A 13,069-nucleotide genomic window follows, 5' to 3' on the forward strand; every position below is an offset into this window, starting at 1 on the left:
CGGGGCGGATAGTCGGGTCAGATATCCGCGCTGTTGGGGTAGTAGTGGAGCACGTCGTCGCGCCAGCCGCCCTTCCCCTTGCCGACGTCCTCGAAGTCCTCGACGAACTCGATGCCTGTCACCCACTTCGCCATCTTGTAGCCGAGTTGGCTCTCGATGCGCAGCCGGTAGGGCGCGCCGTGGGCGACGGGAAGGTCGTCGCCGTTCATCTCGTACGCGAGAATCGACCTGGGCTCCCTCGCTTTCGAGAGCCGGATCGCCTCGTAGTAGTACTCCGGTACCTCGGGGTCGACCGTCTCGAACGGTCCCTCCTCGGAGTACTCCCACTTCTCGTCAAGCGTGTGGAACACGAGCCACTCCGCGTCCTCGTGGGGCTCACAGCGATCGATGATCTCCGTCAGCGGGACGCCGCCCCACGACGCGTAGTACGTCCAGCCCTGAATGCAGTCGTGGCGGGTGAGCTGTTCGCGTTTGCCCATCTCCCGGATGTCCTCGTGTGACAGCTCCAGTTCGTTCTCGACCAGCCCGTCGACCGTGACTGTCCAGTCCTCGAACCCGTCCTCGTGGTGGCGCCGGTACTCCTCGTTGCGGGGTGGGCGGCCGTTGACCCGCGCGAACTCCGACTCCACCTCGCGGTCGTCGTCCTCGACGGTGGACACCTGATGGAACAGTCCCTTCAGAAGGGGATCGACGCCGATCTCCAGCGTGTTCTGCGTGAGGTACGGCCGCTTCAGCGAGATCCACGTCGCGGCGGCGGCGAACCCGAAGACGATCGCCACGCCGAGGACCGTCAGCGCCATCGTCAACTCGACCGGCGCCGTCTCGCTCCCGAGCACGATCTTCCCCATTTCGGACCAGAAGCCGTGGGCGGCCACGAGCGCGACGTGCCCGAACAGGAAGACGTTGAACGCGACGAACCCGATGAAGTGGACGCTCCTGTTGAGCTGTCGGTTGCCGTCGAAGTACTTCGGGAAGTGTGCGCGGAAGGCAGGCGCCTGGAAGATCCCCGTGAGGATCATCACCGGCGAGAGCACGAAGATCACGCCGAAGTACGTCAACTGCTGGAGCGCGTTGTACCCCTCGGCGGGAGGGATCTGCAACTGAGCGTACACCAGCAGATCGCTCCACGCTTGCGCGAAGATCGCCGGCGAGGTAGGGACTAATCGTGTCCACTCCCCGGAGAGGAACAGGCCGCCGACGTACAGCAGGCCGCAGACGGTCCACCCGAGCGCCCCCCAGAAGTGCCAGTGGCGACCCATCCCGACGGCGTCGCGACCGGGGAGCGAGACGAGGGCCGACGGCGGGTCGATCTCGTCCTCGGCGACCCAGAGGTCCTCCCCCTCGATCGCCTCCTTGTCGAAATCGGTGTCGCGCTCCTCGTCGCCAACCCTGAGCCACTCGTCCCCGGGCGTCGCGTCGTCGCTCCAGTATAGCTTCGGGTGCGACATCAGGATCTCGTAGCCGCTCCGGAACAGGAGGATGATGAAGAAGAAGTTGAACCAGTGGGTGATGCGAAGCCACCACGGGAACGAGAGTCCGGCCATGGGATCGGATCCCTCGACAGCCGGTTATATATGGCCCCGAACACGACGCTGTCGTTCCATCTCGTGTGAACACGTTCGGGGTCACCCTCCGCGCGTAAGAACCGGTCTCCGCGAGTGAGAACCACGAAGCCGGTTGATTGGGAGACGGCCCGTACGTCCGACTGCGAGGTACCCACTGATGCCCACGACGCGACGCACGACGCTGAAGGCACTCGGAACCGGCGCCGGCGGTGCCGCACTCGCCGGTTGCGCGGCCGAGGCGCCGACCGACGCACAGACCGAGACCGCGCGGCAAACGACCGAGAAGACGAGCGGGAAGCCGACGAGCAGCCGCGTCGCGGCCGACCCGACCGACGTGCCCGAGCCGATCGACCGCGACACGTCGGAGACGGTCGAGGTCGAGTTGACCGCCCGCGAGGTGCGCGCGGAGATCGAGGACGGCGTCGTCTACGACTACATGACGTTCGACGGGCAGATCCCCGGCCCGATGGTCCGGGTCCGACGCGGCGACACCGTCCGGGTGACGCTGATGAACGCCGAGGAGAACGCGATGCCGCACAACGTCGACTTCCACGCGTGCTACGGGCCGGGCGGCGGCGCAGAGGACACGACCGTCGCGCCGGGCGAGTCAGCGACGATCAAGTTCAGGGCGGAGTACCCCGGCGCGTTCATCTACCACTGCGCCGTCGCGAACATGGACTACCACATCGCCTCGGGGATGTTCGGGATGATCCTCGTCGAGCCCGAGGACGGGCTCCCGGCGGTCGACCGTGAGTTCTACGTCGGCCAACATGAGATCTACACCGACAAGCCCGCCGGCGAGAAGGGCCGCCACAGCTTCGACCTGGAGTCGATGAAGGCGGAGAATCCGACGTACGTCGTGCTCAACGGGCAGAAGTACGCCCTCACACCCGACGGCTTCGGCGCGATGGCCGCCGAAACCGACGAGACCGTGCGGGTGTTCATGGTCGATGGCGGGCCGAACCTGAACAGCAACTTCCACCCCATCGGCAACGTCTGGACCGACGCTTACCGTGACGGCGCCCTCGCAGGTGACCCCGAGCGGTACGTCCAGACGATGAACGTCCCGCCGGGCAGCTGCATGGTCGGCACGATGGAACTCCCGGTGCCGGAGGACATCAAGCTCGTCGACCACGCGCTCTCGCGGGTCGCACGCAAGGGGATGCTCGGCGTCGTCTCGGTCGACGGCGAGGAGAACCCGGAGGTGTTCGATCCGTCGCCGGGTGACGGCGCTGGCGAGGAGCAGGCCTAATCAACCCAGGCTCCCGCCCCACCCGGAACGGGGGCTAGTCGTCGCACCCATCTCACTTCACCTCACCTCACCGCTTCGCACCGCACCTTCCCCGCGACCGCCGCGGCTACGTCGCGTCCGCAGCGGGTAGTCGAACCGTCGCCTCGCCGCCGCCGTCGGGACTCGTCCCGACCGAGAGCGTCCCGCCGTAGAACTCGATCACCCATTTCGCGAGCCAGAGCCCCATACCGCTGCTGTGGCGGAGTTGCGTCTCGACCTCGTCGTCGTTGATCAACGCCCGCTCGTTCTCCGGGAAGCCGTCGCCGTCGTCGAGGACCGTGATCTCGACCTCCCGGCCCGCACGCGTCTCCCGAACCCGAACGTCCGCCGGGTCGCCACCGTGCTGTAGTGCGTTCTCGACCAACTCGCTGACTGCGGTCACGACGTGGTCGCCGCCGAGGACCGCCGGCTCCCCCTCGGAGTCGATTCGAACCGTGCCGTTCGGATGACCGTCGGTCAACTCGTCGTGTCGCCGGTCCAACGCCGTGCTTACGACGACGGGCGTTCGGTCGTCGACACCCTCGCCGTCGAGCAACTCGTCGATGATCTTGACGCGCGACTGCGTCTCGCTCAGGTCCCGGCCGATGGAGGCGACACGGTCGGCGAGGTCCTCGTGTCCGCCGTCGCTGTCGTCCTCGTCGACGGAATCGGAACCGTAGCTGCGAATCTCGTCACTGTACCCGATCAGCAACTGTGCTGCGTGGCGGAGGTCGTGGCGGACGAATCTGTTGACTACGGCCGCCTTCTGCCGCTGGTCGGCGACCGTCCGCGCGCGGATCCGGCGCACGTCGTTGACGCCGATCAGTACGTGCGCGAATGCGCTCACGCCGAGGATCACCGTTCCGGACAGCAGCGGTGCGGTCACACGCCCGCCCGTCGCGACCTGGAAGGCGGCGACCAGCGCGAGGACGGCCATGGTCACGATCACCCCGAGCGCGTTCCACCCGGCGACCCGGAGGAGGTGTTCGGAGTCCACAGAGCTCCGATACAGTACCGGCCCGGCGATCGAGAACGAGACGCCGAGGACGAGCACCGCCCCGACGAGGACCCAGCCCGCTATCCCCTGAACTCCCCGGCCCAACGAACGGACCGCGACGCCGAGCAAGCCCAATCCGGTGATACCGATCGTTGCCGCAGCCGCAGTCCGTCGCGGATCCATTGGACGATCCACGGAAGCGATCCGCAAAACGGCGGTGGTACAGGCAGTCTGAACCGACGGCTGTTCCCGTAGCCAACCCGGAACGAAGCCCCGACGCGAAATCGGCAGTCATGCCCCACGGCCGACGCCTCGCTCGGGCCACGACTCGCGGTGGCTCTCCCTCGTCCTCCATCGGAGTCGGGATTTCCGTTCGCTACTGTGTCAGCGGTGAGCGCTCCGGGTCGATGTCGAGCGCGTCCTCGGCGAACCGCTTGATGACCGTCCCCTCGGCACGGTGGAGCCGCTCGCTCGCCGTCGATTTCGCGATCCCCCGCCTGTCGGCTAACTCGGTCAGCGTCGTCTCGCGGGGGGTGTCGTAGTACCCCGACCGGATCGCCGCCGCGAGCAGCTCCCGTTGACCCTCGGTGAGGAGGTTCTCGGCGTCGATCGCGTCGTGGACGTACTCGACGGCGTAGTCCATCCCCATCGTCTCCAGCGCGGTCGCGAACGCTGAGAGCCTGTCGCGCGCTCCGGCGACCGTGAGCCGTGCGGTCCCCTCCGTGATCTCGACCGGGTACTCCACCGGAAGCCGCGAGTCGCTCAGCGGTACCAGCAGGCGGGGATCCGTTGTCTCGACCCGGACGATCGCCTCGCGGACGTCCTCGGCGGCCCGCTGGAGTTCGACCTCGTCGACCCCATCCGCCGCCTCGATGTCCCGGACCACCTCCGGCGCGTCGTCGTCACGCAGCGCGACGAGCGCGACCCCGCCACGGTCGGTGGGTAGTACCGACAGCACAGACAGCGTCGCGTCCGGGTGTGACCGGGTCACCTGTCCGACCCAGACGTCCTCCGGGAGCGACACCTCGAGTCGCGCGCGAGCCATGTCGGGTCACCTCGCCCCGTCGTCTCGACGTTCCGCCGACTGGCTCCCGCCGTCGGCTCTGTACGCGCCCCCCGTGGCCTCTGCACTGTCCTCCCCGGACAGGAGGAGGAACAGCCCGAACACGAGCGGCGACAGCGCCGCGGCGATCCCGCCGCCGAGCACCAGCAATGCCGGCGCGTCGCCAACGCCGCCGGCTCCGCCTCCGCCGCCGCCGCCCGAACCCCCGGCGGCCGACTCGTTCGTCTCGTCGGCGGACTCGGTCGCGCTCGCCGTGCCGCTGCCGCCGTCGTCTCCGCCCGCTCCGTCGCCACTCCCGCCGTCGCCCGATCCGCCGACCTCGGCGTCGCCGACGACGACGGCGCCCTTCATCCCGAGCGCCTTGTGCGGGGTGCAGGCGTACCGGTAGATGCCGGCCTCCTCGAAGGTGTGCTCGAACGTATGTCCGGCATCGCCGACGAGTTCCGATTCGAAGGATCCGCCCCCTTCGGCGACGACGTTGTGCGAGCTGCCGTTTCCGGTCCACTCCCACGTGACGGTGGTTCCGGGATCGACGCGGACGGCCGCGGGTCCGAACCCGTACGCGCCGCCGTTGGCCTGCGTACCGACTTCGACGGTCACCGAACTCGAGCCGGTCTCGTCGACGACGCCGTCGTAGTTGTCCACGTTCGAGAACCACTCCTCGAGCCCGCCGGACGATTGTGCGGCCGCCGGGGCAGTCGCTGCCCCGCCAGCGGCGGCAGCGACGCCACCCGCAAGCGCTGTTCGAAGCACGTTTCGCCGCGACATCGATGATGTTCCGGACTCCGTCATACATGTTCGAGTTGTGTTTGGGTGATAATGTGAGACTGCGCTGGATCCCAACGACTGGGAACGAGCGATAGCGGACGTTTCCGGGCCGGTCACTCGGGTCGACGTTCGGACTCGGGTCGGATCTCGCGTCGTCGAAGGAACGCCGGAGTCGGTTCCAGGACACGCGACTTTAACCCCGCCGAGCCACCAGAACCGGTATGCGCGGATACGACCCCGAGCGGCGGGATCGAACGGCGGGGTATGGGGCCGGGAGCGACGGGGCGGCGGACACGGGGTGGACCCGGTGAACCCGAACCGCGTCGACTCGGTCGTCGACCTCACGTACGGGCTCCTGATCGCGTTGGCCGTCGGACTGATCCTCGTGCTCGGCACGGAGGTGGGCGTCGCGTTCGGGCTGGGCGTGATCGTCTCCTACGTTCTCCACATCGCCTGGAAGATGGCCCGATTCGACCCCCAGTGGATGACGACCGAGGTCCAGCAGACGGTCGAGCAGACGGTCGCGGACACCGTCGACGAGACCGTTCAGGACGTCGAACGGTCGGTCGCGGAGACGGTCGACGAATCCGTCGGTGAAACGGTCGAGGAGAAGGTGGGCGAGACGGTGGAGGAGAAGGTCGGTGAAACGGTCGAGAAGACGGTCGGGGAGACGGTCGAGGAAACGGTCGCGGATACCGTGGACAAGACGGTGGAGGAGACGGTCGACAAGACGGTGGAGGAGACGGTCGACAAGACGGTGGAAGCGAAGGTGGGCGAGACGGTAGACGAGACAGTGGGCGAGACGGTCGAGAAGACCGTCGACGAGACTGTCGAGAAGACGGTAGACGAAACGATGGAGGAGAAGGTGGGTGAAACGGTCGAGAAGACGGTGGAGGAGACGGTCGACAAAACGGTGGAGGAGAAGGTGGGCGAGACGGTGGAGAAGACGGTGGAGGAAACGGTCGAGAAGACGATGGAGGAGAAGATGGGCGAAACGGTGGAGGAGGCGGTCGAGCGGTCGGTCGGAGAGCAACTGGGCGAGGGCGGTGACGCGGACGACGATGCCGAAAGCGACGCGGACGAAGACGTTGACGACACCGAGGGTGAAGCCGCCGACAGCGACGGGAAGGAGGACGTCGAGGGAACGGAGGACGAGGAGGACGGGTCGACTGACACGAGATAACGAGAGAGCAAGGCCTTAGGGCGCACGACCATTAGTACAGGTAATATGGTGGAGCTACTCCTTCTCGTCGGCGTGCTCGTCGCGATGTTCGTCGGCTACAACATCGGCGGATCGACGACGGGCCCCGCGTTCGGGCCCGCCGTGGGTGCAGGTGCGGTGTCGAAGTCGACGGCGGCCGCGTTGATGACGACGTTCTTCTTCGTCGGGGCGTGGACGATCGGCAGACGCGTCGTCGACACGCTCGGCTCGGATCTGGTCACGGCACCCGGCGTGTTCACGCTGGAGACGAGCATCGGCGTCCTGTTCTTCATCGGGCTGGCGCTGTTCGTCGGCAACGTCTTCGGCGTGCCCGCCTCGACGTCGATGACGGCCGTCGGCGCCATCGCCGGGCTGGGCGTCGCGAACAACGCCCTCGACTGGGAGGTCATGGGCGGGATCGTGATCTGGTGGGTCGTCGCCCCGGTCATCGGCTTTTGGGTGTCGCTCATCATCGGCCGCTACTTCTACGCCCGGCTCGACGGCCTGCTCGCGATGGACGAGTCCGACGGTGCGGTGCTCGACGTCGATCGGTCCGGAGGGTTCGTGCCGAGCGTGTCGATCAGCGACGACGCGAGCCGACGCGAGGTCGTCGGCGTCGCGGCCGTCATCGCGATCGGCTGTCTGATGGCGTTCAGCTCCGGCACCTCGAACATCGCGAACGCCATCGCACCGCTGGTCGGCGCGGGAGCGTTGGAGATGAATCCCGGCATCCTCATCGGCGGGCTCGCCGTCGGGATCGGCTCGTTCACGATCGCACGCCGGACGCTGGAGACCATGGGCAGCGACATCACCGAGCTCCCGTTGACGGCCGCGATCGTCGTCGCGACGATATCCGCGGCGCTCGTGGTGTTCCTCTCGTTCATCGGCATCCCCGCGAGCTTCGTCGTCATCGCCACGATGTCGATCGTCGGCCTGGGGTGGGGGCGTGCCACCCGCCCGATCACCGTCTCGGACGCCGTCCGCGGCGAAACGGAGGAGACGCCGCCGGTGTCGGTGCACGCGCTCGCCGCCGACGGCGACGGCGAGACGGCACCCGCCATCGGCGAGGAGGACCCGGCGGACATCCCCACGCCCGGCGAACTGTTCGACCCTGCGACGACCGCTCGCGTCGTCGTCATGCAGAACGTCGTCCCGCTCATCTCGACGGTCGGCGCGTTCCTCACCTTCCGGTACGCACCGTTCTTCTGACTCGAATCGACAGCTTTCGGCAAGCCTAAAAACCTCCGTCGATAGCGTCCGGTATGGACCAACGGTCGTACACCCTCGACGACGTGAGCGTCGTCATGGGGGCGTACAACGAGGCGGAGGCGATCGGCCCGGTACTCGACGACATCGACGCGGCGACGGACGGACGCGCCGAGGTCGTCGTGGTCGACAGCTCCGACGACGGCACCGCCGACATCGCCCGCGAACGCGGCGCACGCGTCGTCGACCAGCCCCCAAGCGGCTACGGCGCGGCGGTTCGTCGCGCGCTGTATGAGGCGAGCAACCCGGTCCGGATCACGACCGACTGCGACGGCACCTACCCGATGGAGCGGATCCCGGACTTCCTCGCGCTGATCAACGACGGGTACGACGTGGTCAGCGGCGACCGACTCTACCACGGCGCCGACACGATGCCGGCGATGAACCGCCTCGGCAACCGGCTGTTCGCTGGCGTCGCGAGCGCGCTCGGCGGCCACACGCTCTACGACGTGACGACGGGCATGCGCGCGTACCACGAGGACGTGATCGACTCGATCCAGTGGACGGAGAACACCGGTCTGTCCGCGGAACTGTTGATCCGTCCGGCGATGCGTGGCTACCGGATCCGCCAGGAGCCGATCGCCTACGACGAACGGCTCGGCGAGACGAAGCTCGACCCGTTCTCCGGCGGCGCCGAGATCGGCAAGTCGATCCTGAAGTGCTGTCTCGAAGAGCGGGCCAGGCAACTCCTGTAGGTTGGCAGGGACCCAGCGTCCGGCTTCGTCGCTCGGTGTCGGAGCCGGACCGAACGTGTCGACATCCGATCTCGATGGTGTACCCGACGTGAACGTTCACTGTACGCACCGATAGGTATCTTCGTGTTGTCGAGCCGATAGGTGGTTCCGAGTGTCCCTGCACGCGGTCGAAGACGTCGACGACGCGTACCGTGCGACGAAAGCGCTGTTGTGGCCCGTCGATCGCAGTGCCTGGGTCAAACTCGCCGTGATCGTCCTGTTCGCGGCCGGTCCCGGAGGCGGGTTCGGCGGGGTCCAGACGTCCGCGCCGATCGAGGGCGGCGGGCCAGGGGGCGGTCCGGGGGTGGAACTCCCCGGCGGTGTTCAGCTCCCGGCGACGATCGGCGGGGCGGAGTGGCTCGTCATCGCCACGATCGTCGTCGTCGGCTCGGTTATCGTGCTCGGAACGCTGTTCATCGGTTCGGTCATGGAGTTCGTTCTCGTGGAGTCGTTACGGAAGGAGACGGTCTCCCTGCGCGAGTACTGGGGGCGTCGGTGGCCACAGGGGGTGCGGCTGTTCGGGTTCCGGCTGCTGCTCGGCCTCGTAGGACTCGGGAGCCTCGCGGTCGCCGCTGCGCTGGTCGTCGCCCCGTTCGTGTTCGACGGCGGGGATGGGCTCGCGGTCCCGATCCTCACGGTTCTGGCGGTGGTACCCTTCATCGGTGCGCTGGGACTCCTCACCGGCCTGATCGACGGCTTCACGACCGTGTTCGTGGTCCCGATCATGATCCGCGAGGAGCGGACGCTGCTGGGTGCTTGGGGGCGGCTCTGGTCGACGATAACCGCCAACCCGTGGCAGTATCTCGCGTACGTCGGAGTGAGCGTCGTGTTGTCCGTCGTCGGCGGGGTCCTCGCGTCGGTGGCCGTCGGCGTCGGCGCGGTGGCGCTGTTGATCCCGTTCGGGCTGCTCGCGGCCGTCGGGGTCCTCGTGGCGACGGCGAGCGAGCTGCTGGGCATCGGGATCGTCGTGTTCGCTGCGCTGCTGTTCGGACTCGCCCTGATCGCGGTCGCCGCCCTCGTGCAGGTGCCCCTCGTCGTCTACCTCCGCTATTACGCGCTGCTCGTCCTCGGGGACATCGAGGAGTCGCTCGACCTGATCGCCGACCGGCGCGCGGCCGTCCGGGCCGCCGGCGGTGGCGGTACCGTTGCCGAGGGTGGTGGCGGTACCGTTGCCGAAGGCGGTGGCAGTACCGTTGCCGAGGGCGGCGACGACGCCTCCGACGACACGGAAAACGGAACGGCCGACACCGACGAGAACTGAGCGGGAAGCCGATCGTCCATCAGGGCGATCCGGGCCACGAACGTCTACGCGACGACGAGCGCCAGCGAGACGGCGACGAACACGACGTGCGTCGCAGCGTGTCCGACCATCGCGGCTTCGAGGCTGTGGCGCCAGTACAGCCAGCCGTAGGCGATCCCGCCGAGCGAGTTGCCGAGCACGACGAACGCGATCACGGACGGCGTCAGCGACCCGTACAGCGTCGCGGCCGTCGGGAGGTGGCCGACACCGAAGAGGACGGCCGACGCGAGGATCGCCGCCCACGCGACGCCGGGGGTCAGTTCACCTCGCGCGCCACCGGTCATCCACCGTCCGATCGCCGCCAGCGCCGACATGAGTCCCCACCGGAGCAGCAGCTCCTCGGCGATCCCGCCGTATAGGAACCGCAACGGCACGGCCGCGAGCACGCTTCGAACCGTCGCGCCCTCGCCGGAGACGGAGCCTGCGGGGCCGAGCAGCCACCCGGCGAGAAGCAGCGCAACGCCCGCGATTCCGCCCAGCCCGAGTGCGGGGCGAAGCTCGGATCGGAAGCCGGCCCACGCGCCGTCTCCGCCGTCGGCCCACTCGCGGACGCGCGACTTGAGGCCGACGCGCGGGGCGGCGACGAGCCCGACCGCAACCGCGACGCCCAGGAGGACGGCCGGCTGGATGGACACGAGCGCCAGTGCGACGACGGGGGACAGCTCCGACAGCGGCGCCGGTAGCCCGCCGCCGGCGACCGCGGTGGCCGAGGCCGCGATCACGCCGACGAGACCGAGGCAGAACAGCGCGCCGAACCGCCGGTGAGCGCCGGCGTCGGGACGGAGTGACGAGCGGGTGGGCAACGGGAGCATGGCCGAACGACCGCCGGTCGGGAACGTAAAACCACCACCGAGATGTCACGGCTTCCGACGCCCCGGCTCGGCGTCCCGAGCGCGCGGCGAACGTTCGACGATCACTCGGAGTTGACGGGTTTGGCGGCTGCCTCAGTCGGTTGCGGCAACTGTATCTCGAAGGTCGAATCGTCGGTGTCCACGACGAGGTCGCCGTCCGATTTGTTGACCGTCCACTCAAGACACCAGAGCGCGAGCCCTTCCGCGTGCTTCTTCGGCGTCACCTCCCCCCGCATGACGGCCTCAGCATCCATGTCGGGAAGCCCGTCCCGGTTGTCGGTGACCTCGAGAACGACGGGGTTTCGACCGGACCCGTTCGGGTTTCGATCGGGTCCGTCCGTCGACTCGCGTGTGATCTCGACTTCGATCTCGACACGTCCGTCGTTGTGTTCGATCACCTCCTCGACGACGTCGGCGACGGCCGTCGGGAGCGTTGGCACCCCCGCAACCGTCGGCGACGAGTCGTCGACCTCGAGCACGACGGCGGAGTCGGGCCAAGCCGCACGGAGTCCATCAAACTCGACGGATAGCTTCGCCGCGATGTCGATCGACCGTCGTTCGGCGTCTCCCGCCGCGACCAGGTTCTTGATACGCTTTGTTCTGTCCGAGAGCGTCGCGAGAGCCCACGCCGTCTCGTGGACCTTCTCGAGTTCGGCCCGCGTCTGCTCGTCGTCGACGTCCTCCGCGACGGACCTCACGCGACCCGCGATCACGTTGACGTCGTTGCGAACGTTGTGTCGGAGCACTCGATTCAGTACGTCGATCATCGTCGACCGCTCCGCGAGTTCCTCGTTCGACGCCTCGAGCGCCCGCTTCGTCGCCTGTATCTCCTCGAACTGCCGGTTGAGGGTGTCTCGCGTCGACGCGAGCCGCCTGTTGAGGTCGCCGAACTCGTCGCGACGCTCGGTGTCGAAGCGTACGTCGTAGTTCCCCCGTTCGAGTTCCTTCGTCCGCGTGCCGAGGCTCGACAGCGCACTGGTCACGTCGGCCCCGAGCACGAGGATCACGGTCGATACCCCGCCGACCGCGATCAGCCCGACGACGCCGATCCACGTTCTCGCCCGTCTGGTTATCGCGTACGCCTCGGCGGCGGGCGCGTGTTCGATCACGACCCAGTCGGTGTTCGCCACCGGCGCGTACGCGGCGACGTACTCCCCCCGGCCGTCCGGTCCTCGGTACGTCGAGCTACGGACGAACCCGTTCTCGCCGTCGAGACCGCTGTTCACTACCGGGGCCCGAAGTACCTGATCCCGATACTGTCGTAGCGTCGCGGACCGATCGTCGGCGAACACAACCGTCCCGTTGGAGTCGACGACCCGCGTGAACCCGCCGTCAACCGGGTGATCGAACCGTTCGAACACGCCCGAGGTGTCGATCGTCACCACGAGGACGTGCCCCGGGTTGTGTCTGATCGGCGTGAGGTAGCCGATCACGGTCGTCCCGTTCGACGAGCGGTACGGCTCCGTAGTCCGCACGTCTTCGAAGCCGTCGAACGCGAACTCCTCCTCCCACGGCAACGACCGAACGGCCGTCCCCTCCAACTCCCGATCCGCGTCCACCTCGACGGTGAGGCTGCGCCTATCGATCACGTACACGTCGACGATTCGGGTTTCCTTCGTGTCCGCGCGTTGCTTGAGGAGGTATCCTCGAACGGCGTGATCGCTCCCGTTCGCGAACACCGAGTCGGCGGAAACCACCCGTGTCACCAGTCGGTTCTGTCCGTTCCACTCGGCGAGCTCGCCCGCCTCGGCATCCGCCGCAGCGGTCATCGACCGTTCGACGTTCTCGTCCAGCACCGCCCCGAGTTGGACGTACAGTCCCAGGATGACGACGCCGACGATGACGAGCACGGTGATGAGGGCGGTAGCCAGCTTTCGCCGATACGAGGCGCGAACCAGCCCGACGACGTGACGGATCCCGGGCACCGAGCGGATCGACTCACGCATTCGCGATCACCCCGCACGTGTGGCCGGCTCGTGCGACTGTCCGCCGAGCCCGTATGACCCCGTCGTCGCCCGGCGAGTCACGCACGGCGCTCGGTCCGCGACCGTCCG

At 67.8% G+C, this 13,069-nt stretch carries 11 protein-coding genes; 5 read left to right on the forward strand and 6 right to left on the reverse strand.

Annotated features, from left to right (window positions below):
• Positions 1 to 17: 17 nt before the first annotated feature.
• The gene (locus K6T50_RS16925; RefSeq protein WP_222609417.1) at positions 18 to 1,544 is read right to left on the reverse strand and encodes a molybdopterin-dependent oxidoreductase; all 1,527 of its coding nucleotides are present in this window, start codon (positions 1,542 to 1,544) and stop codon (positions 18 to 20) included.
• Positions 1,545 to 1,719: 175 nt separating this feature from the next.
• On the opposite strand from K6T50_RS16925, the gene nirK reads away from it, so the two are divergent.
• The gene (nirK, locus tag K6T50_RS16930; RefSeq protein ID WP_222609554.1) at positions 1,720 to 2,817 is read left to right on the forward strand and encodes a copper-containing nitrite reductase; all 1,098 of its coding nucleotides are present in this window, start codon (positions 1,720 to 1,722) and stop codon (positions 2,815 to 2,817) included.
• A 106-nt stretch (positions 2,818 to 2,923) separates the two neighbouring features.
• Here nirK and K6T50_RS16935 read toward each other — a convergent pair whose 3' ends face one another.
• The 3 genes from K6T50_RS16935 to K6T50_RS19335 all read right to left on the reverse strand — a co-directional run bounded on the left by K6T50_RS16935 (position 2,924) and on the right by K6T50_RS19335 (position 5,687).
• The gene (locus K6T50_RS16935) at positions 2,924 to 4,015 is read right to left on the reverse strand and encodes a sensor histidine kinase (protein WP_222609418.1); all 1,092 of its coding nucleotides are present in this window, start codon (positions 4,013 to 4,015) and stop codon (positions 2,924 to 2,926) included.
• 193 nt (positions 4,016 to 4,208) lie between these two features.
• A complete protein-coding gene (locus tag K6T50_RS16940) occupies positions 4,209 to 4,877 on the reverse strand; it encodes a helix-turn-helix domain-containing protein (protein ID WP_222609419.1) in 669 nt (222 codons plus the stop codon).
• A gap of 6 nt (positions 4,878 to 4,883) precedes the next feature.
• The gene (locus tag K6T50_RS19335; protein ID WP_425601419.1) at positions 4,884 to 5,687 is read right to left on the reverse strand and encodes a halocyanin domain-containing protein; all 804 of its coding nucleotides are present in this window, start codon (positions 5,685 to 5,687) and stop codon (positions 4,884 to 4,886) included.
• A 283-nt stretch (positions 5,688 to 5,970) separates the two neighbouring features.
• On the opposite strand from K6T50_RS19335, the gene K6T50_RS16950 reads away from it, so the two are divergent.
• The 4 genes from K6T50_RS16950 to K6T50_RS16965 all read left to right on the forward strand — a co-directional run bounded on the left by K6T50_RS16950 (position 5,971) and on the right by K6T50_RS16965 (position 10,125).
• Positions 5,971 to 6,846 carry a hypothetical protein gene (locus tag K6T50_RS16950; protein ID WP_222609420.1) on the forward strand — a complete coding sequence of 292 codons (876 nt, stop codon included), beginning with the start codon at positions 5,971 to 5,973 and terminating at the stop codon, positions 6,844 to 6,846.
• Positions 6,847 to 6,891: 45 nt separating this feature from the next.
• Positions 6,892 to 8,073, forward strand: a complete 1,182-nt coding sequence (locus K6T50_RS16955) for an inorganic phosphate transporter (protein ID WP_222609421.1) — start codon at positions 6,892 to 6,894, stop codon at positions 8,071 to 8,073.
• Positions 8,074 to 8,126: 53 nt separating this feature from the next.
• Positions 8,127 to 8,825, forward strand: coding sequence for a dolichyl-phosphate hexose transferase (locus K6T50_RS16960; RefSeq protein WP_222609422.1), 699 nt, complete (start codon positions 8,127 to 8,129; stop codon positions 8,823 to 8,825).
• 151 nt (positions 8,826 to 8,976) lie between these two features.
• A complete protein-coding gene (locus tag K6T50_RS16965; protein WP_222609423.1) occupies positions 8,977 to 10,125 on the forward strand; it encodes a DUF7544 domain-containing protein in 1,149 nt (382 codons plus the stop codon).
• 44 nt (positions 10,126 to 10,169) lie between these two features.
• Here the strand turns inward: K6T50_RS16965 and K6T50_RS16970 are convergent, their stop codons facing one another.
• Both K6T50_RS16970 and K6T50_RS16975 read right to left on the reverse strand, forming a co-directional pair.
• Positions 10,170 to 10,976 carry a CPBP family intramembrane glutamic endopeptidase gene (locus K6T50_RS16970; protein ID WP_222609424.1) on the reverse strand — a complete coding sequence of 269 codons (807 nt, stop codon included), beginning with the start codon at positions 10,974 to 10,976 and terminating at the stop codon, positions 10,170 to 10,172.
• Between the two features lie 101 nt (positions 10,977 to 11,077).
• Positions 11,078 to 12,961 carry a HAMP domain-containing protein gene (locus tag K6T50_RS16975; protein WP_222609425.1) on the reverse strand — a complete coding sequence of 628 codons (1,884 nt, stop codon included), beginning with the start codon at positions 12,959 to 12,961 and terminating at the stop codon, positions 11,078 to 11,080.
• Positions 12,962 to 13,069 lie beyond the last annotated feature (108 nt).

Source organism: Halobaculum magnesiiphilum (genome assembly GCF_019823105.1).
Lineage (GTDB): Archaea > Halobacteriota > Halobacteria > Halobacteriales > Haloferacaceae > Halobaculum > Halobaculum magnesiiphilum.

Coding starts and splice junctions, on each gene's coding strand:
- K6T50_RS16960 (WP_222609422.1), top strand. CDS start 8,127: ATGGACCAACGGTCGTACACCCTCGACGACGTGAGCGTCGTCATGGGG.
- K6T50_RS16935 (WP_222609418.1), bottom strand. CDS start 4,015: ATGGATCCGCGACGGACTGCGGCTGCGGCAACGATCGGTATCACCGGA.
- K6T50_RS16940 (WP_222609419.1), bottom strand. CDS start 4,877: ATGGCTCGCGCGCGACTCGAGGTGTCGCTCCCGGAGGACGTCTGGGTC.
- K6T50_RS19335 (WP_425601419.1), bottom strand. CDS start 5,687: ATGACGGAGTCCGGAACATCATCGATGTCGCGGCGAAACGTGCTTCGA.
- K6T50_RS16925 (WP_222609417.1), bottom strand. CDS start 1,544: ATGGCCGGACTCTCGTTCCCGTGGTGGCTTCGCATCACCCACTGGTTC.
- K6T50_RS16970 (WP_222609424.1), bottom strand. CDS start 10,976: ATGCTCCCGTTGCCCACCCGCTCGTCACTCCGTCCCGACGCCGGCGCT.
- K6T50_RS16955 (WP_222609421.1), top strand. CDS start 6,892: ATGGTGGAGCTACTCCTTCTCGTCGGCGTGCTCGTCGCGATGTTCGTC.
- K6T50_RS16975 (WP_222609425.1), bottom strand. CDS start 12,961: ATGCGTGAGTCGATCCGCTCGGTGCCCGGGATCCGTCACGTCGTCGGG.